The organism is Desulfobotulus pelophilus (assembly GCF_026155325.1).
In the GTDB taxonomy this organism is placed as follows: domain Bacteria; phylum Desulfobacterota; class Desulfobacteria; order Desulfobacterales; family ASO4-4; genus Desulfobotulus; species Desulfobotulus pelophilus.
Genome location: NZ_JAPFPW010000006.1, coordinates 12,519 through 33,033 on the forward strand (window position 1 = coordinate 12,519; position 20,515 = coordinate 33,033).

Here is a 20,515-nt window from a genome sequence, read left to right on the forward strand (position 1 = left end):
TACCGGGGTACATGGGCTGCCCTTGTCCGGATACTGAAGTGCATGTATAGTCCATAAGTTTCAGAGGTTCAAGCGAAAGCCGGGCTGGATTTTTTCTTTACATTACAGGACGACCAAATCTATGGGGCTTACTTTCCGATTCCTTTTTTTTCTCCTTCTGCTTCCCCTGCTGGCCAGTGCGCAACCCCCTTCCCCTTATGTGATTCATGCAGAACGGCTGGGCTATGATCCCGTATCCGGACAGTACAGGGCCATGGGTAAGGTCCGTATAGAGAGGGAAGGTACAATCCTCACGGCGGACAGGGCCATATATAATCCAGAAGCCAATACCTTTACCGGCGAGGGTAATGTGGTCCTCGAAACCGGTGGGGACCGCATGACGGGCGAACGGATCCATTACAATATGGAAGAAGATACGGGTACCGTTGAAAAAGGATATATTTTTGTCACAGAGTCCCAGTTCCGGCTCAGGGGCCGTCGTATTGAACGGACAGGAGAGCATACCTATATTGCCGAAGGAGCCGGGCTGACGGCCTGCGAGGGTGATGTCCCGGACTGGGAAATTACGGCTTCACGGATCCATGTTACACTGGAGGGGTACGGAACTCTCCAGCACGGAGCTTTCCGCATCAAGGGTTTTCCTGTCCTCTATGCGCCATGGGTACTTTTTCCCGCAAAAACCCAAAGGCAGAGCGGACTTCTCATTCCGGATTTTTCCCTCTCCGACCGCTATGGATATGAGCATGTGCAACCCCTCTACCTTGTGCTCAGCGACAGCTCTGATGCGACCTTCTATTATCACTTCATGGAAAAGGGCAGAGATCGGATGGGGCTGGAATACCGTAAGGTATGGAGTACGGAAGACCGTCTTACCATGAGGGTGGATGGCCTCAAGGACAGCAGGACTCCTGAAACTGAAAAAGCGCCGGATTACAGCGGCGACCGCTACTGGTTTCGCATGAAACAGAATGTTTCCTTTGGATCTTCTGCCATGGGGTTTGTCGATCTGGACCTGCTCAGTGACCCGGACTATATGGATGATTTCAAGGATGGCACCCTTGGGTACGCAAAGTCCAACGCCCTTTTCCAGGGAGAATTCGGAAGGGATCTGGATGCGGAAAAGGAGCGGACCCGGACCAACCGTTTTCTGCTGACCGGAAGCGGTGAAGTTTTTCGAATGGAAGGCGAGTTTGTGTGGGAAGATGATGTCAGAAGGCGCAGTCTGGACCTGAAGGACAGCACCGTACAGCGCCTTCCGCAGATCCGCGTATCAACCCGGAGACAGGCCATGGCCTGGCTGCCCCTGTACCACGATTTTGAAGCAGAAGGCACGTACTTTCACCGCATTGACGGTGAGCGGGGCTCCCGTATGGACCTGGCGCCCCGCATGTATGCCCCTTTCCGTATGGGGCCTTTTTCTGCTGAACCCTCCGTTGGGCTACGCCAGACCTACTGGTACACCGAGAACCCCCTGGACCCGGACGACAAGGGGCTTAGCATGGATGACCGGACCCTCTATGATGCACGCTTTGATCTTTTTACGGAAATCTACCGGGTTTTTGACCTTGAAAGAACCGCTGCCGATAAAATCCGTCACAGCATTCAGCCAAGGCTGACCTTTGAATTTGTTCCGCACAAAGATCAGGATACCCTCCCCGACTTTGATGATCTTGACCGCATCGGGAAGCGACGTCTTGTAACCTACAGCCTTACCCAAAGCCTGACCGCCCGTTTTCCGGGACAGGATGTGGATGACAGGGATCGTTTGCCGGAATACAGGGAGTTTCTCCGACTTAAGGTTTCCCAGAGCTATGACATTGACAAAGCGAAAGAGGATGGCGAAACGGCATTCTCCGACGCCAAGGCGGAGCTCTCCCTTTTCCCCGCAGATGGTGTTCGCCTGTTTGGAGACATTTCATGGTCACCCGAAGAAGCAGACTGGAACACGTACAGCGCAGGTATGGATCTGCGCCATGGCTCTCATCGTTTTTATGCAGAACACCGCTACTCTAAGGATGTTTCCGCATCCATGCACCTCAGAGGGTATCTCGGCCTGACGGACAACGTGGGCTTTCTCTGGAATTACGCACGCAATATGAAAGACGACATCATCAACCGGCAGGATTACGGCATTCGTTACAACAGGGGGTGCTGGCAGCTTGATCTGATTTATTCGGATGATAAGGATGACCGCAAACTCGGATTTTTCTGGACTCTTACGGGACTGGGCGTGTTTGAACACAGCCTGGGAGAGGAGAGGCTTCCATAGCCGTATCCGTCTGCCGGGATGACGGCAAGGTTCTCCATAGATAAAGGAAAGAATGTTATGATTATTGCACAAACGCCACTTCGCCTGAGCTTTGTGGGAGGTGGATCGGACATGAAAGCGTTTTATAGTCAACGGGACGGGGCTGTGATCTGTACCGCCATAGACAAATATGTTTATGCCATCATAAAAGAGCGTTTTGATGAGGAAATCTACCTGAACTATTCTGAAAAAGAACGGGTTTCCAAAGTGGATGACATCCGTCATGACCTTGTGCGCGAAGCCATGAAATTAACAGGGGTGAATGCGGGGGTGGAAATTACGACTCTGGCAGATATTCCCTCTTCCGGTTCAGGTCTTGGAAGCTCCAGTGCCATCACCGTTGCCCTGCTCCATGCTCTGCATACCTATCGTAATGAGCTCGTTACGGCGGAACAGCTGGCTGAGGAAGCCTGCCACATTGAAATCGACAGACTGAAAAAACCCATCGGCAGGCAGGATCAGTATGCCGCTGCCTATGGTGGCCTGCACCATTTTATTTTTCAAAAAAATGACAGAGTACTGCGCAGTCCCGTGCATCTCCCCCCTGCCCTGCGCCGGAGAATTTCCGAAAGTATGCAGCTTTTTTTCACGGGAATAACCCGCAGCGCTGACAGTATTCTCTCCGAACAGCAAAAAAACCTGAAAGAACAGGATAAAATGGAAAGCCTTGCTTCCATGGTAGATCTGGTTCAACCGTTTATCGATGCCCTTGTCAAAGGAGACGTGGAAACCTGCGGTCGTCTTCTCCACCGTAACTGGCTTTTAAAACAAAGCCTGGCCACCGGCATTTCCAGTGCCGACACCCGCTCGATGTATGATGCGGCACGGAATTCCGGAGCTGTGGGTGGTAAAATTGCCGGAGCCGGTGGCGGAGGGTTCATGTTCTTTTTCACACCACCGGGAAACCAGCCTGCCGTACGGGAAAAACTATCCGGTTTCAGGGAATTCCCCTTCCTTCTCAGCGAGTCCGGAAGCCGTATTATTTTTGACGGCCGATCCTATTCAGCCAAATAAAAAAAGGTGACCCATCCTATGCATATTCTCATTACAGGTGGTGCGGGATTTATCGGTTCCCACACAGCAGACGCCCTCCTGGCTCAGGGACACAGGGTGCGGGTGCTGGACTGCCTGCAGCCAACGGTTCATCCCATGGGGCTGCCCTCCTACCTCTCTCCCGATATCGAGTTTATTCGCGGTGATGTCCGATCTAAGGCAGACTGGGTTCTTGCTCTGGACGGTGTGGATGCCGTCTATCATTTTGCCGCCTATCAGGACTATCTTACGGATTTTTCAACTTTTTATCATGTCAATGCCGTGGGAACCGCCCTTTTGTATGAAATACTGGCGGAACAGGGAGACAGGCGCAGAGTTACAAAGGTAATTGTCGCGACAAGTCAGGCCGTGATGGGTGAAGGACTTTACCACTGTCCTTCCTGTAGCTGGGAAGGAGTTCCCGATATCAGGGATGAAAGTCGACTAAAGCAAAAATACTGGGAACACCCCTGTCCACTTTGCGGCCACAATCTTGATTGGCAGGCTTCATCTGAGTCCATTGCCAATCCGTGTAACCCCTATGCCCTCTCCAAGGATGCCCAGGAAAAAGCGGCCCTGCGCCTGGGAAGGAGGGAAGATATTGATACCACCGTGCTACGTTATTCCATTGTTCAGGGACCGAGACAGTCTTTTTTTAATGCCTATTCTGGTGCCATGCGGATTTTTTCCCTTTGCCTTTACTGCGGAAGAAGCCCCCTTATATTTGAAGACGGCCTGCAAATCAGGGATTTTGTCAATATTCATGATGTGGTGGATGCGAACCTGCTGGTGCTGGAGCACCCCGAAGCAAAGGGACGTATTTTGAATGTAGGTGGTGGCAGGGCATACACAGTCAACACTTTTTATGAAACCATGCAGAATATCACGGGCAAAAGAATTGCACCCGAGAAATCAAGCCACTATCGATATGGCGATACCCGTCATATTTTCTCTGACATAACAGCATTGCAGAGCCTTGGGTGGCAACCCGGACGGGGGATAGAAGAAAGTATTCTTGCCTACTGGCAGCATCTTCATGAAAGCCAGGCACAGGAAGACATTCTTGCCTATGCCGATGCTCACATGAAAAAACTGAACGTCATCCGGGAGGCAAAGGGATGAAAGCCTTTCTTCTGGCAGCCGGGCTGGGCACGCGGCTGCAACCCCTGACCCACAGGATTCCCAAATGCCTGATTCCCATTCATGGTCGTCCTCTGCTGGGGATCTGGCTGGATCATCTGGCATCATGCGGTGTGAAAGAAGTCTGTATAAATACCCACTATCTGGCAGATCAGGTGGAAGCTTTTCTCAAAAAACAGGTTGAATCCGATCTTCTGGTTCACAGCATACATGAATCACAACTTCTGGGAAGTGCGGGAACCCTTCTGGCCAACAGGGATTTTGTGCCACCTGGAGAAACCTTTCTGATTCTCTATGCCGATAATCTGACAAATTACAGATTATCGGATCTGGTAACTGCCCATGAAGTGAACCGAACAAAAGGCGGGGTTCTGACCATGGCTCTTTTCAGGGCTGAGAATCCTGCTGCCTGCGGCATTGTTGATCTGGATATGGATGGCAGAATCACCGTTTTTGAGGAAAAACCGATCAACCCGGTTTCCAACCTTGCCAATGCGGGGATATACGCAGCAGATACGGAACTGTTTTCTCTGCTGGAAACCTGCTTTCCGGGCTGTTATCCTTATGACCTGGGTCGGCATCTGCTACCGGCCATTCCAAACCGCCTTTTCGGCTTTCCCATGCAGGGTTACCTCCGGGATATCGGCACACCGGTTTCACTGGAAACAGCCTGCAGGGAGTGGCCCTATTTTGTGTAAAGGAGCTTTATGAATTGTCAAGCTTTTGCTTCCCGCTATATTGAAGAATTTTATCAGGCCATGACAGCCATGGACAAGGTTCCCTTCGAATCCTTCTGTCAAGTCATGCTGAAAGCTTATGAAGAGGAAAAAACCATATTCGTTCTGGGCAATGGAGGCAGTGCGGCCACTGCCTCCCATGGAATGTGCGATATCAATAAAGGCGTCTGTCTGGAACTTGACAAAAAATTCCGGATGATTTCATTATGCGACAATATCCCTACCATAACCGCCATAGCCAATGATCTGGATTACAGTATGATCTTTGTGGAGCAGCTGAAAAACCTGCTTTCACCCGGAGACATCCTTCTTGCCATTTCAGGAAGCGGGAACTCGGAAAATATTATAAAAGCAGTTAGTTATGCCCACAAGTCTGGCAATACCGTTGTCGGCATTTCGGGTTTTGACGGCGGTCGTCTGGCAGAGAAAAGCCATATTCATATCCATATACCTGTTCATGATATGCAGAAGGTCGAAGATGGACAGATGATGGTGCTCCATATGCTGATGCAGTCTTTGCGGCAGATTCTGGGCCTTCGGCTGTGCTGATAAAAATTATATTCGACAGAAGGGGCAAAGGCCTGCTATGTGCTGCATGTCCGGCACCTGTCGCCCGTGGACATGCACAAAACGGGATCCAGCTCCGTTTGTGAATCCAAATGGGTTCACATGTCAAGCCGGTCATGGCTGATCTTTCTATGCCTTCTGCTTCCAGCAGGCGGCATTACGGGCATAAGCCCTTGACTTAGGACAATTTTCTTTCTATGTACTTCGCTTGAATTCTATTCGCCGGTGAGGAGGCAAAAATGAACAAACTGGAGCTGATTGCAACGCTCAAAAATGAAGCCGACATTTCCAAAGCGGAAGCTGCGGAAGTGGTTCAGATTTTTTTTGATTCCATGACAGAAGCCCTGGCGCGCGGAGAAAGGGTTGAAATCCGTGGGCTGTGCAGCTTTTTTATCAAAGAGTATAAAAGCTATACGGGCAGAAACCCCAAAACCGGTGAAAAGGTACTTATTCAACCCAAGAAACTCCCCTTTTTCAAATGCGGCAAAGAGCTTAAGGAAAGGGTTGACTATCCGGAAAAAGCGGAAAAAAGAGCATAAAAAAGAATGCTTGTGGATTCTGACTCCCAAACTGAATACGGTTTCCGATCTTTACAGGAGCAACCGTCTGTGGTGCGTACCCTGAAAGGTATGCTGGATGCAGATCGCCTGCCTCAGGGCCTTCTTTTTTCTGGAATGCCGGGCACAGGCAGGGACAGGGCTGCACGGACACTTATGATGCATGAAAACTGTGCCTCACCTTCTGTGCCCTGTGGTGCGTGCCGTTCCTGTACCCGAATTCGTAACGGTCAGCATCCCGATTTTATCAGGGTGACGGCTACCAACGGTGTCGTTCGCGTCGACAGCATACGGAGTCTTCTTGAACGGCTGATCCGTAAGCCCCATGAAGCCCGAAGACGTCTGGTGGTGCTGGAACAGGCAGAATCCATGAACCTTGAGGCAGCCAATGCACTGCTCAAGGTACTGGAAGAACCCCCCGAAGCCACCTGCTTCATCCTGCTGAGCGAGGACCCCCACCGGCTTCCCGCAACGGTCCGGTCCCGCTGTCAGGAAATCCGCTTTCAGCCTCTGTCCCTGCACCATCTGACGGATACAGTTCATGGTTCCGCACCGGATCGTGAAGCCGCTGAAGCAGCAGCTAAAATAGCCTGTGGGAATCTTGACCTGGCTTTTGCCTTGGCAAGAGAAAGCCATAAACGCCGCACTCTTGCCACAATCCTTGCAGCAGGCCTGCCCCTGGCACCGGGCACAGCTCTGACCCTTTCCGAATGGCTGGCACCGGACAGGGTCCATGCGGAAACAGGTCTCAGCATTCTGGAAAGTCTTTTCAGGGATATCTGTCTTGCAGCCCTGGACCCTGACGTGCTATGCATTCATGGGTTTTCCTTGGATTGCCGAGAGGCCATCCTGGCCGCTGGGAAAAAAATTCTCCATGAAGAATCTCTGGCCATTATCCGTCGTATCCGTGAAGTCCGACGGGGCATGGCACAAAATATTCTGCCTAGGTTGGCGCTGGATGCGATTCTTCTGGATTTACAGTACCCTTCTCCCTGTGGATACACGGGTTAAGGTCTCTGATCCATTTCATTTGATAGAAAGCCGACCGTCGGTATCCGTATCACTGCGACCGGCGGTCCGACTTTTTTTGGGAGTATTATGGTCCGAATTGCAGGTGTTCGCTTTAAATCCGCCGGTAAAATTTATGATTTTAATGCCGGCGATCTGGAGCTTATTCTTGGAGATGCCGTTATTGTAGAAACGGAGCAGGGGCTGGGGTTTGCTACCCTTGCCACGGCTGTCCGCGAGTTGGAAAAACCGCGTACCGGTCCGCCTCTGAAGGCAATTTTGCGGCCTGCAGGATCGGAAGACTATCTTCGGGTGGAAGAAAACCAACGCATTGAAGAGGCGGCTTATCATTTCTGCAAACAGGAAGTGGAGAGCCTTGAGCTGTCCATGAATCTTTTTTCCGTCGAAAGTACCTTTGATGCATCCAAGCTGACCTTTTTCTTTACGTCGGAAGGCAGGGTGGACTTTCGTCAGCTGGTCAAAAACCTGGTGCGTGAATTCCGAGTCCGTATCGAAATGAGACAGGTCGGCATCCGCCATCAGGCAAAAATGTGCGGAGGAATCGGCCGGTGCGGTCGCCAGACCTGCTGCAGTGCTTTTATTGAAAAATTTGATCCCGTATCCATCCGAATGGCTAAGGAGCAGGGTTTATCCCTGAATCCGACAAAAATTTCCGGACTCTGTGGTCGCCTCATGTGTTGCCTTACCTATGAAAACAGCACCTACAAAGATCTGAAAAGTGGTGTCCCAAAAATTGGCAAGCTGGTCACCACCCCTCGGGGTAAAGGAAGAGTAACCCGTCACAATGTCATTGCGGGCCGCCTTTCCGTGCGTATGGAAGACGGAATTGAACTGGAATTTCCTGCAGATGAAGTAATTCTGCAGAATATCGTGACTCCGCCGTCCGGGGTAACGCCGTCGCCGGGACCGGCCAAGGAAGGCACGGAAGAGGATTCCATTTAAAAAAACCGTATGCTGGCAGGCTGCACCTCTTTTGTTTCTTGAACAGACGATACTGTCGTATACCATTCAAAAGGCTTTCGGGAAAACTATCATGTCCGATGTTTTTTATATTACAACGCCCATTTATTATGTGAACGCCCGCCCCCATCTGGGCCATGCCTACACCACCATTGCAGCGGACGTATCTGCTAGATTTGCACGCATGCAGGGTAAGGACACCTACTTTCTTACGGGCACGGATGAACATGGGGACAAAATTGTCAAAGCAGCGGCAAAGGAAAATCAGAGTCCCCGTACCTATGCGGATGCAATCAGTTCCCTGTTCCGGAACCTGTGGCCGGAATTATCCATCACCAACGATCAGTTTATCCGGACAACGGATCCGGCTCACATCCGCGTTGTACAGCATTTGCTGCAGAAAATTTATGACTCGGGTGATATTTATTTCAGCGAATACGAAGGTCTCTACTGCTACGGATGCGAACGTTTTTACACGGAAAAAGAGCTGGTGGACGGAAAATGTCCGGATCATCTGACAGAACCGGAAAAAATCAGGGAAGCCAACTATTTCTTCCGCATGGGCCGTTACCAGCAGTGGCTGATTGATCACATTCACAATAACCCGGACTTCATACGCCCCGAACGCTACAAAAATGAAATTCTTTCCTTTCTCCGTGAGCCCCTTGAGGATCTCTGTATTTCCAGACCAACCTCCCGGCTTCAATGGGGCATTCCCCTGCCCTTTGATGATCGTTTTGTCACCTATGTATGGTTTGATGCACTGACCAACTATGTATCCGCCCTCGGATATCCGGATGGAGAAGCCTTTCAGCGTCTTTGGCCGGGAGTTCAGCATATTGTGGCAAAAGATATTATTAAACCCCACGGCATTTACTGGCCCACTATGCTGAAGGCAGCAGGAATACCAGTTTATCATCATCTGAACGTTCATGGATACTGGAATATTTCCGAAACAAAGATGTCCAAAAGTCTCGGTAATGTTGTGGATCCTCTTGATATGAAAAATCGCTACGGATCTGATGCATTCCGGTATTTTCTGATGCGTGAGATGGTTTTCGGGCTGGATGCCTCTTTTTCCGAAGAAGCTGTCATTGGCAGGATCAATGCCGATCTTGCCAATGACATTGGCAATCTCTTCAGCCGTGTCATTGCCATGACCCATAAATATTATAATGGAACAGTACCTTCACCCGATGGCGCAAAAACTGCCCTGATGGATTTCGGATTACAAGCTGGAGCGCTGGAAACCGTCACTTCCTTTGTGCACCATATGTCTGATTTTGCCTTCCACAAGGCATTGATGGCGGTCTGGTCTTTCATTGGGCAACTGAATAAATATATTGATGCCACAGCTCCATGGGAGCTGCAGAAAAACGCCCAGGAAAAAGAACTGGCCACGGTGATCTATAATCTCCTTGAAGGCCTGAGGGTTGTAACGGGTCTTGTCGCTCCTGTCATGCCTGAAACATCCCGGCGCATGCAACAGCATCTGGCTCTTGAAAATTCGGATATTGATGCCATTGATACGCTCTGCCAGTGGGGGTTAGTACACCCGGGGGCTGTCCTGCCCAAAGCGGTTCGTCTTTTTCCCCGTATTGACGTACCTTCCAAAGAAAACCACAAGGATGAAACGACTGTCCCCAAAGGGCTGAAAGGTTCCAAACCATCCGTATCGATAGAAGAAGTGGGGCGTCTTGACCTGCGGACCGGTATCATACTTGAAGCAGAAATTATTCCCAAATCAGACAGACTCTTAAAGCTGAAAGTGGATCTGGGAGATGAAACCCGGCAAGTGGTTGCCGGTATTGCTCAGGACTATGAAGTGGGTGCCCTGCCTGGCCTTCAGGTTATGCTGCTTGCCAACCTGAAGCCAGCCAAGCTGATGGGAGTTCGATCCGAAGGGATGATACTTGCAGCTAACAGTGATCAGGGTCTTTGTCTTGCAACCTTTGACCGCCCTGTGATGCCCGGCTCTGTGGTGAAGTAACTCTGGCCCTATCCACGAAAAAAACGTGCTCTGCCCTGTAATATTTTGAAGACTAACGGTCGTTTGGCAGCGAAAAGACGGGGCTGGGGAAAAAAGCTGTTTTTATCTTTCCCCTGAGTGGGAAGGTTTTTCTAAGGGTTTTTTGTCTATGTCTTCATATAAGCCGGAACCTTCATGGCGCAGGGAGCAGATCCGCAGGATCCGGGAGGACCGGCCATTGCACCTGAAGACTCCTGCTTTGCCCGGTATCCGGATCCTCGGATATTTTCTTTCCCTTCTCCTTGTGACAGGGCTCTTATTCTATCTGGTCTCCTTTTTTACAAAAGACCGGGCCCCCTCCGTCCAGGATGCCAGAGAAGAGGAAACCGTCCGGCTGCCGGAACAACTTACGGATCATTTGATCCGACAGGCTTTGGAAGACATGCCGCACAGCGGTCTGCTTGCTTCTGACTTTCCTCTTCACATTATGGGCCAACCTTTTACGGTTGAAACCACGCTGGATCTGGGCCTGCAGGCACGCCTGCAGCGCTTTGTGCTTCAAGCAGAAACGGCAGGCAGGGGGATGCCCGAGCTGCTCGCTCTTGTGGTTATGGAGCCTGAAACGGGGAAAATCAGAGGCCTTGCAGGAACCAGGGGAGGTGCGCAGGGTGGGGATCCTTCCGTCCCTTTCACCGTACATCCTGCCGCCAGTATATTTAAGATTGTTGCCGCCGTAGCTGCCATGGAACTGCAAGGTCTGACACCGGACAGCCCCCTTTTTTTTAACGGAGACATGTATACCCTTTATAAGCGACAGATGAGCCAGCAGGAGCACCGTCATACCAACCGCATCAGTTTCAAGGATGCTTTTGCCCAGAGTGTCAACCCCGTATTCGGCAAGCTGGGCTATCATGATCTGAAAAAATCAGGCCTGCGTGAATACGCAACACGCTTCGGTTTCAGTGGTCCCGCCCCCAAAGGAACCCTCCCCGTTCCGCAAAATCAAATACACCTCAGTGATACCCCATATAGCTGGGCAGAAATTGCATCGGGTTTTAACAGAAGAACCCTGATTTCTCCCTTGCATGGGGCTTCCATCGCGGCAGCCGTGGTATCTGATGGCCGCATGCCTCCACCTCACATAATCGAAAAAGTCATGGACGCGGATAACAGGATCCGCTATCAAGGATACGGAGAGAGCGTGCAGCAGGCCATGAAAAAAGAAACGGCTGATGCCATGCGGGTGCTCATGAACCGCACCGTTTCTTCGGGAACATCCAGCCGGATTTTTCGGGGTCAGCAAAGAGACCGCATTTTGAAAAATCTTGAAATAGGTGGGAAAACCGGCTCCATTTCCAATCATAGCCGGGATATCCGTTATGACTGGTTTGTGGGGTACGCTGTCCATCCCGATGGCCGCAAAATAGTGGTTTCCGTCATGGTGGGCCATGGTGCTTACATCGGAAGACGGGCGGGTGAATACGCCAAGAGTATTTTTTCCTTCTGGTTCGACCCATCCCGTCTGCCTGCAGAATCATAACCTTCCGGAGCCTGACACGTTTTTTACCGATTTCCCTTATTCCACAACCTACTATTCTCTACTTCTTTCAGGAGAAAGCTATGCCTGGCTTTGAAATTTTTGGTGAAGAGGAACGCAGCGAAGTACAGGAAGTCCTTGGTACCGGCGTTCTCATGCGTTACAATTTTGATGGACCCCGTAAAGGTATTTTCAAGGCAAAGGATTTTGAGGAAACTCTCGCCCGTCGCCTGGGTGCACGGCATGCCCATCTGGTTTCAAGTGGTACGGCAGCTCTTCAGGTAATGCTGGCCTCCTGCGGTGTGGGAGCCGGTGATGAAGTCATTGTCCCTTCTTTTACCTTTGTGGCCACCATAGAAGCCATTGTTGCGGCTGGAGCGGCTCCTGTTTTTGCTGATATTGATGAAACCCTTTGCCTTTGTCCCAAGGCCGCAGCCAAAGCTTTGACTCCCCGTACGAAAGCCATTATGCCAGTTCATATGTGTGGTTCCATGGGCCGTATAGATGAACTGGAGATGCTCTGTAAAGAAAAAGGCCTGATGCTTCTGGAAGATGCCTGTCAGGCTCTCGGCGCCAGCTACAAAGGAAAGGCACTGGGACTGTTCGGCAGGATGGGGTGCTTTTCCTTTGACTATGTTAAGACCATCACCTGCGGCGAGGGTGGAGGTATTATCACCGATGATGCAGATCTCTACTTCAAGGCACAGGCTTTTTCCGACCATGGACATGATCATATAGGACAGGATCGTGGAGCGGAAGATCACCCCTTTATTGGCCTGAATTTTCGCATCAGCGAACTGAATGCCGCTGTGGGACTGGCTCAACTTCGTAAATTAGACAGGATTCTTACCACGCAGCGAACCAATAAGGCCATCCTGAAAGATGCTCTGGCCTCCATACCGGGCATTCGTTTCCGTGATCTTCCGGATCCTGCAGGTGACTCTGCTACCCACCTCAGTTTTTTTATGGAAACAGAAGATAAAGCCCGCGCCATGGCCAAAGCTTTACCCGCCCATGGGGTGGACGGCGTCTTTTACTGGTTCGATAATAACTGGCACTACATAAGGCGATGGGACCACATTCGCAATATGACCAGTCTGGCTGGTCTGCCCCTTGGATTGCGTCATGATACACCGGACTACAGCGGACTGTACCTGCCGGTTTCCGATGCCATCATGGGCAGAACACTGTCCATGCAGATACGGCTCGGGTGGACAGACGCAGACATGGAAAAACGCATCAACGGAATTAAAAAAGCATTTGCATCGCTCTGATGCCACAGTGAGAATTCCATTCAATCCGTCGGGTATACGAAGAAATGAGGAGGTATCCGGCACGGGTTATTCTAATATTCTTATGGTTTGCTATGCTGGAATGATGAGAAAGGACACATCATGTACCGCAATTTAAAGGTTGTTCCCCGTGTAGTTTTTGGACGAGGCTGTTTTGATCAGCTGGACGGTATTCTTGAACCCCAAAGAACCGGTTCCGGCATCATGGTTTTTATTCTTGATGATTTTTTTGAAGGCAAGCCCCTGGAAAAGCGCCTACCCCTTCGGGATGGGGATCTGTTTCTCCGGATGAATGTGGATGATGAACCGAAAACCAAAGGAATTGATGCCCTTTGCGAACAGATCCGTCAGTTCTGCGGCAATGGAAGGCTCCCGGATGGTGTGATCGGCATCGGGGGAGGCTCTGTTCTGGACACGGCAAAGGCCGTATCCCTTATGCTGACCAACCCTGGTGAAGCCCATGAGTATCAGGGATGGGATCTTATTCAGTTTCCCGCAATATACCATGTGGGGATTCCTACCCTTGCCGGAACCGGTGCGGAAGTATCCCGCACAGCGGTACTCACCGGACCGGTACGGAAACTTGGCCTCAACTCCGACCATACGGTCTTTGATCAGGTTATTCTCGATCCCGATCTGCTGGAAGGTGTGCAAAAAAACATTCCAGAGCAGTGGTTCTGGACCGGCATGGACTGTTATATCCATAATGTGGAAGCACTGTGCGGTACTTTTGTCAACGAATATGCCAGAGCCTTTGGTGAGCAGTCTCAGGTGCTGTGCAGAGAAGTTTTTCTTGACCACCATCCGGAATCCGATGAAAAACTCATGATGGCTTCTTATTTTGGTGGTATGAGCATTGCTTACTCTCAGGTAGGAGCCTGCCATGCCCTTTCCTATGGGTTAAGTTATGTGCTGGGCTTGCACCATGGAATAGCCAACTCCATCGTTTTTGATTACCTGGAAGATATTTATCCCGAAGGCGTGAAAGAGTTCCGGGCCATGGCGGAAAGAAACAATATTACGATTCCGCGCAATCTGACATCCGGACTCAGCGAGGCTCAGATGGAAAAAATGGTGGAGGTTTCTACGGGAATGGTACCCCTATGGGAAAACTGCCTTGGCAAAGAATGGCAGGAAAAAATGCCTAAAGAACGCATGCGGAAGCTGTTCAATAAAATGTAGCCTTTTTACCTGCCGGGAAGAGTCAAAGCATTCCGGCAGACCGGCATTGTCTGTATTATGTCAAAGAGCTCCCGCATATCTGCGCGAGCTCTTTGACATATCTGTATTTCGTGGTGTACAATCCATCCATCTGATCCTGAGACGACATCAATGCGCATGGCATATTGACCGGAATATAAACGAGGTGTTCATGGCTTTTCCCCTTCTCTTCCCCTCTCTGGCCTCTCTGGCCTCTCTTGTATCGCCCCTTAAACGAGTTTACTGGGGCCGTTGCCTGGCTTCGGTACCACAGGGGGCACTGGTCCTTTTTCCTGTTTCCCATAGGGTGTTCGGTTGCGGTCTTGCAGGACTGATTGCTTTTAAGAAAAAACCGACACCCATCGATTTTGATTTTTCCCTGCAGGAAATCGAGCATATCCTGCAAGAAATCAGCAAGGTGAATATCCATGATCTCAATGAGTCTGAAATCCATACAGCTTTTATGGGTGGAAAAGACCGCATCCATCAACTTGCGGAGAAGGTAGAAGTTTTCCGAAGCGAACCTGCCATGGCAGGCTTGTTCAATGATGATGCCATGCAGGAAAAACTTCTTGCCATGGCAGAAACAATGTCTGTGATGATCCTTGATCAGAAAAAAGCACTGCAGGAAAAAGAGGCTCGGCTTTCGCGGAAAAATTTGGCCATTCTTACCGACCGGCTTGAAAAACTGAAGGACATCCACTGGCATCTGTCCCGTGATCTTTTAAACAATATGAGAAAAATTAAACAACTGATAGGGACACACTCCATTCAGCCTTCCGGTACTGCCATCAGAATTTTTCACAGAATTAATACCATTGTAAACAGTATTGAGATTCTTGAAGTCCGTGGCAGAGACTCTGCAGGGATTTCCATTTTTTTTGTTCTGGATCCTGAACTTTTCATGCGTTTTCAGTCTCTTGTGGAAAAAGAAGGCCTTACTGCCCAGCTGGCAGAACGAAGCAACCCAAGGGTTCTGGTCAATCAGTCTGTCACCATTCAGCATCAGATTATGAAAGGCAGACATACCGTAGGGATCAGTTTTGCCTACAAAGTGGCTGCCGAAATCGGTTCTCTGGGTGATAATGGTGATTTCCTGAGAAGCCAGATAAAAAACGATCCTCTGCTGCATCTTCTCAGCCCCCTGCCCCACCGGCATTTTTCCGTTGCAGCCCATACCCGATGGGCATCTGTGGGTGAAATTTCCGTTGCCAACTGTCATCCTGTGGATAACCAGACAGATGATCCATCCAGCATCCGATCGGGTATTATTCAGGTGGCTCTCAACGGTGATATAGACAATTATCTTGAACTCAAGAAACAGTATGAAAACCGATGGGATTTCATACCTTCCGAAATTTCTACGGACACCAAAATCATCCCTCTCCGTATTGAACACTATCTCCGGGAAGGAAAAAACATTCAGGAAGCTTTTCGCTGTGCCGTATCGGATTTTGAGGGATCCCATGCCATATGGATGCAGACGGACCTTGCTCCGGGAAAACTTTTTCTTGCTCAGAAAGGCTCCGGCCAGGCCATTTTTGTGGGAATAGGCAGCGATTATTATCTGGCTGCTTCTGAAGTCTATGGATTTGTGGAAAGCACCCCCTATTATGTCAAAATTGATGGCGAAAAATTTTTTGACACTCCTGATGGTCCTGTTCAGGGACAGATTTTTATACTGGATGAAAATCCAGCTGATCCCCTTGGTGATATTCAGGCATTCCGGTATGACGGTACGCCTGTTATCCTTTCCAAAGAACAGGTGAGACAGACGGACATCACATCAAGGGATATCGACCGTCAGCATTTCCCCCATTATTTTATTAAAGAAATCAGCGAGGCACCCCAGTCTGTCAACCGAACCCTTCAGGGCCGCTTTCACCTCGAGGACCCGGAAAAAGGCGGATACACCGTAAACCTTGAAACTTCGGCCTTGCCAGAATCTCTGCATCAGGTTTTCAGTGAGAACAAAATCAGAAGAGTTTTTTTCATAGGCCAGGGCACGGCTTCCATTGCCGCCCAGGCTTCCGCTGACCTTTTACGGTACTATATGGCAGACCCATCCCTGCAGATTCAGGCTCTGAAAGCTTCGGAACTCAGCGGATTTTTTCTGGAAGACAGTGATGGACCGGATACCATGGCCGATGCACTCGTGGTAGCCATCAGCCAGTCCGGAACAACAACGGATACAAACCGCAGCGTGGATATGGTCCGGAACCGGGGAGCCCGCACTATCGGTATTGTCAACCGCAGGGATTCGGACCTGACGTTCAAGGTGGAAGGAGTTCTCTATACCAGTTCCGGCAGGGATATAGAAATGTCTGTAGCCTCCACTAAAGCATTTTACTCTCAGGTGGTAGCTGGTGCTCTTCTGGGTCTGCAGCTTGCCCAGATGATGAATAGAAGAAGCCCGGACTTCATCAGTTCTGAAATCAGAGAGCTTCTGGCACTTCCAGACAAAATGAACCGGGTGCTCATGAATCGGGAAACCATTGGAAAAGGAGCTGAAAAACTGGCTGTTTCCAGAACATACTGGGCAACGGTGGGCTCCGGACCCAATAAAAGTGCAGCCGATGAGATTCGCATTAAGCTCAGTGAGCTTTGTTACCGAACCATCTCTTCCGATTATGTGGAGGATAAAAAACATATTGATCTGTCGGCAGAACCTCTGATTTTTATCTGCGCTGCAGGAACCAGAACTTCGGTCATCGGTGACATCATCAAGGATACGGCCATTTTTCATGCCCATAAAGCTCTGCCCGTAGTTGTGGTGGCAGAAGGTGACCACCGTTTTGACCCCTATGCGGCCCAGACCATTCCCGTGCCTGATCTTCCCGAACATCTTTCCCCTCTGCTTTCTACCCTTGCCGGACATATATGGGGATATTATGCAGCACTGGCCATCCACGACGGATCCCGTTTCCTGTATAACCACCGTCGCAATATTTCCGGTATTCTTCAGGAATACACACGCAAAGGCATGGATATTCACGAAATAGTTCTTGAAAAACGTTTCCGTGAGGAAATGGCCGTTTTTGGGGCTCTTTTCCGCAAGTCTCTCTCAGAAGGGCCTTTAACCTGCCTTCTCGATGCGGGGCAAGCCACTGATCTTCTTCTGCTCACAAAGTATCTCTCTGGCCGTCTGCCCATCAGTGACATTGAAATGGATTTTGGTAAGGGAGAAAGTATTCAGGGTATTCTGGACCGCTTTTTTACCGTTCTCAGTATGGCCATCAATCTCCTGGCACGACCCATTGATGCCATCAAACATCAGGCAAAAACCGTTACGGTGGGTACCAGCCGACTGGCAGAAAGAACCGAAGGTATTCTCTTTGATGCTCTGGAATTCCATGATATCAAGGCAACCCAGTTGAACAGCCGCAATATTCTTGTTCTGCGCAATCTGCAGGCCGTCATATCCAAAGTGAACGGAGCCTTTCTCTACAGAGTGCAGGGTCTCAACCTTCTTGGTGAGGTCAATGGACATACAACCATATCTCTTGAAAGAAAAACCGGAAGCCTCATCAATTTGTCTTCCCGCACAGAATCAGATCCGACCCTTCGCGGCAGTAAGCGGATTATTGTTCAGGAAGGCAACGTATTTATTGGCAGGGGTAAAAAAGATGGCCGTCGTATTCTCATAATACCCGCTTTTTCCAATAGAACCGAGGGCCCTAAAGTTCTGGAATACCTGCTTTCACTGGATATTAGTTTTGAGTCTGATGTTCCACTCTTTGCCCGTATGAAAGCACTGGGTGGAAAACTCGAACGTATCCGTAACAATGTGAATGAATATTCCATACCCTGGCAGGATGCCTATCTTGACCTCTTTACCACAGAAGAACTTTTTGGTTTTACGGCAGATAAAATTGTAGAAGAAATTCTGATCCGACGCTGAACGGATCAGGGGAATCTCCGTCTCTCCCAAAGATCTGATTGGGTAAAATGAAAGAATCCGTGGACAGGAACGGATGCTCTTGCTAAAAATCATCAGAAGCTATATTTATTAAAAAAATAATAAAGCAGAATTGACATCAGTGAAAGGCTCTTCCCATGAAAAACAACTGGTTCCGTTTTTTGCTACTCTCCTTGACCCTTGTTCTGGCCTTTTCTTTTTTTGCATGCGATGAGCAACAGAAAGCGCCTGAATCTGCCGTGGACAGGATTTTATCCAAGGGAGTTCTCCGCATTGGCATGGATCCGGGCTATCTCCCCTTTGAAATGAAAGACCGGCAGGGAGAGCTGATGGGTTTTGACGTGGATCTGGCCTATCTGCTGGGTGATACCATGGGCGTTCGAGTGGAATTCATCCCTCCTTCCGGATCCTATGCAACCATGCTGGATGACCTTAAGGCAAACCGTTTTGATATCATCATCAGCGGCATGACCATTACACCGCAGCGAAACCTGAAAATCATGTTCTCCGATCCCTATATAACCGTTGGTCAGGCCATCCTTGCCAACAACAGACACCGGAATACGATACGGAATGCTGATGATCTCAACAGCACCAACTACCTTGTGGTTTATCTTGAGGGAACGACCGGTGCGGCAGCCGTTGACAGATTCCTGCCAAGGGCACGGAGGATTGCCGTATCAACACAGCAGGAAGGTGTTGCCATGGTTCGTGAGGGCAGAGCAGATGCCTTTGTCTATGACCTCCCAGCCTTTGCAACGCTGGTTGCCAAGGAAGGAAAAAATGTTTTCCACTTTATTGATCAGCCCCTGACCTTTGAACCCATTGGAATGGGCCTCCGGTTCACGGATCATGAGCTCTTGAATCTGATCAACAACTTTACCCGTCAGATTCAGGCCGATGGCACCTACGATACCCTGTATGACCGCTGGTTCATACAGACGGGCTGGTTTCAAAGGCTGTAATATTGTGTGATAACCCCGTTCATTTACCTTGGGCTGAAGAGTCGCTGGTAATTGTTTACCGTCCTGAGAGGAGTGGTCATGAGTTTTTTCGTTACCAGGCTGAGATTTCTGCCTATGGCCTTGTTGTTTTTGCTGGCTGCTTCAACAACTGCCCTCTGTCAGGAAAGCGAAAAAATACCTGAGAAAAATGAAAAGGGGATATATGAGGGCATGCCCCTGAGTGAAGTCCGGAATCTTCTGGGCATGCCCCGCAACATTACCCGAACGGAATGGCGCTATCCAGACCTTGTTATCCTCATTGAAAACCAGCAGGTAGCCTGTGTGATTTCTCCTTCATGTATAGGCAAATGGGCCAATTGTCAGGCATACCGTACCCGATCGCCAGAATGTCTGCTTCCCTGAATCCTTACAGAGGTTTGCAACCATGGATCCTGAATGTCTTGCCTATTTTCACGATATGATACCCCTTGAAATGTGTATCCTGGATGAAAATATGACCCTTGTTTATGCCAATGAGGCTTTGACAAAAAGTACGGGCATCCATGATTTCTCAAATAGAAATATCAAAAGCCTCATACCGGAGAATCGCGTGGGAACCCTTCAGATTCTTCTGGGCAAAGCCCGCCGGGATAATCGTGAGATCCGCTACAGAGCAGAAGGTCTGATTGGCGGTGAAGACCGTGAACTTATCCTTCGCTACCATCCCGAGACCCACACTTTTTATGCGGTTCTGCTGCGGGAGTCCTGTAAACCTTCCATAGAAAACAGGGATGCCCTGACAGGATTACCTGCCAGGGCATCTTTTCTTGAACGGGGCGAACAGCTTTTTCACCATGCAAAGCGGCATCAGACAGGGATTGCCATTGTATTTATGGACCTGAACGGTTTTAAGCCCATTAACGACACCTATGGTCATAAAGCTGGAGATGTTGTCCTGAAACTTGTGGCCCAGCGTCTTCAGACTACCATACGAAAAACCGATGCCCTTGCACGCTACGGTGGTGATGAATTTGTACTGGCCCTGTCCGATTTAAAGGCAGGAATTCATGCTTCACTGGGTGTACGCCGCCTTATGAAGGCCGTAAGTGAACCCATTGACATTGGAAACAGGCAGGTCAGCGTTTCCGGTAGTTTTGGAATATCCATATACCCACAGGATGCAACGGATTTACCGACACTGATTCGCTATGCAGATGAAGCCATGTACCAGGCCAAAACCCGGGGGCTTGGTTATGCTTTTTTTTCTACACCGGAAACTTCGCTGCCTTCCTCCTGATAACACTCCTGTCAAAAAGACTGACAT

At 49.7% G+C, this 20,515-nt stretch carries 16 protein-coding genes; all 16 read left to right on the plus strand.

The genetic code is table 11. The features are described from left to right. Positions 1-121 precede the first annotated feature (121 nt). Positions 122-2,269 carry an LPS-assembly protein LptD gene (locus tag OOT00_RS06655; RefSeq protein ID WP_265424533.1) on the plus strand — a complete coding sequence of 716 codons (2,148 nt, stop codon included), beginning with the start codon at positions 122-124 and terminating at the stop codon, positions 2,267-2,269. 57 nt (positions 2,270-2,326) lie between these two features. Then, on the plus strand, positions 2,327-3,322 hold the full coding sequence (locus OOT00_RS06660) for a GHMP family kinase ATP-binding protein (protein WP_265424534.1): 996 nt from the start codon (positions 2,327-2,329) through the stop codon (positions 3,320-3,322). An 18-nt stretch (positions 3,323-3,340) separates the two neighbouring features. Next, positions 3,341-4,462 (plus strand): NAD-dependent epimerase/dehydratase family protein, encoded by a 1,122-nt coding sequence (locus OOT00_RS06665; protein ID WP_265424535.1) that lies wholly within the window; start codon positions 3,341-3,343, stop codon positions 4,460-4,462. Continuing rightward, complete coding sequence (locus OOT00_RS06670) at positions 4,459-5,178, plus strand: nucleotidyltransferase family protein (RefSeq protein WP_265424536.1); 720 nt, start codon at positions 4,459-4,461, stop codon at positions 5,176-5,178. The genes OOT00_RS06665 and OOT00_RS06670 overlap by 4 nt, the downstream gene beginning before the upstream one ends. Positions 5,179-5,187: 9 nt before the next feature. Continuing rightward, positions 5,188-5,766: a D-sedoheptulose-7-phosphate isomerase gene (locus OOT00_RS06675; protein ID WP_265424537.1), complete on the plus strand. Its 579-nt coding sequence runs from the start codon at positions 5,188-5,190 to the stop codon at positions 5,764-5,766. Positions 5,767-6,023: 257 nt separating this feature from the next. Beyond that, the gene (locus tag OOT00_RS06680; RefSeq protein ID WP_265424538.1) at positions 6,024-6,323 is read left to right on the plus strand and encodes an HU family DNA-binding protein; all 300 of its coding nucleotides are present in this window, start codon (positions 6,024-6,026) and stop codon (positions 6,321-6,323) included. Between the two features lie 6 nt (positions 6,324-6,329). Then, the gene (gene holB / locus OOT00_RS06685) at positions 6,330-7,352 is read left to right on the plus strand and encodes a DNA polymerase III subunit delta' (RefSeq protein ID WP_265424539.1); all 1,023 of its coding nucleotides are present in this window, start codon (positions 6,330-6,332) and stop codon (positions 7,350-7,352) included. An 87-nt stretch (positions 7,353-7,439) separates the two neighbouring features. Further along, positions 7,440-8,312 carry a PSP1 domain-containing protein gene (locus OOT00_RS06690; RefSeq protein ID WP_265424540.1) on the plus strand — a complete coding sequence of 291 codons (873 nt, stop codon included), beginning with the start codon at positions 7,440-7,442 and terminating at the stop codon, positions 8,310-8,312. Between the two features lie 91 nt (positions 8,313-8,403). Then, complete coding sequence (gene metG, locus OOT00_RS06695; protein ID WP_265424541.1) at positions 8,404-10,320, plus strand: methionine--tRNA ligase; 1,917 nt, start codon at positions 8,404-8,406, stop codon at positions 10,318-10,320. Positions 10,321-10,468: 148 nt separating this feature from the next. Then, positions 10,469-11,839 (plus strand): penicillin-binding transpeptidase domain-containing protein, encoded by a 1,371-nt coding sequence (locus OOT00_RS06700; RefSeq protein WP_265424542.1) that lies wholly within the window; start codon positions 10,469-10,471, stop codon positions 11,837-11,839. Between the two features lie 80 nt (positions 11,840-11,919). Beyond that, positions 11,920-13,110, plus strand: a complete 1,191-nt coding sequence (locus OOT00_RS06705) for a DegT/DnrJ/EryC1/StrS family aminotransferase (protein ID WP_265424543.1) — start codon at positions 11,920-11,922, stop codon at positions 13,108-13,110. A 120-nt stretch (positions 13,111-13,230) separates the two neighbouring features. Continuing rightward, entirely contained in the window at positions 13,231-14,310 is a 1,080-nt protein-coding gene (locus tag OOT00_RS06710; protein ID WP_265424544.1) for an iron-containing alcohol dehydrogenase family protein, read from the plus strand. Between the two features lie 190 nt (positions 14,311-14,500). Then, the gene (locus OOT00_RS06715) at positions 14,501-18,229 is read left to right on the plus strand and encodes an SIS domain-containing protein (protein ID WP_265424545.1); all 3,729 of its coding nucleotides are present in this window, start codon (positions 14,501-14,503) and stop codon (positions 18,227-18,229) included. Positions 18,230-18,384: 155 nt separating this feature from the next. Further along, positions 18,385-19,212, plus strand: a complete 828-nt coding sequence (locus OOT00_RS06720) for a transporter substrate-binding domain-containing protein (RefSeq protein WP_265424546.1) — start codon at positions 18,385-18,387, stop codon at positions 19,210-19,212. Between the two features lie 78 nt (positions 19,213-19,290). Beyond that, entirely contained in the window at positions 19,291-19,614 is a 324-nt protein-coding gene (locus tag OOT00_RS06725) for a hypothetical protein (protein ID WP_265424547.1), read from the plus strand. A gap of 22 nt (positions 19,615-19,636) precedes the next feature. Further along, positions 19,637-20,488, plus strand: a complete 852-nt coding sequence (locus tag OOT00_RS06730) for a GGDEF domain-containing protein (protein WP_303649901.1) — start codon at positions 19,637-19,639, stop codon at positions 20,486-20,488. The last annotated feature ends 27 nt before the right edge of the window (positions 20,489-20,515 follow it).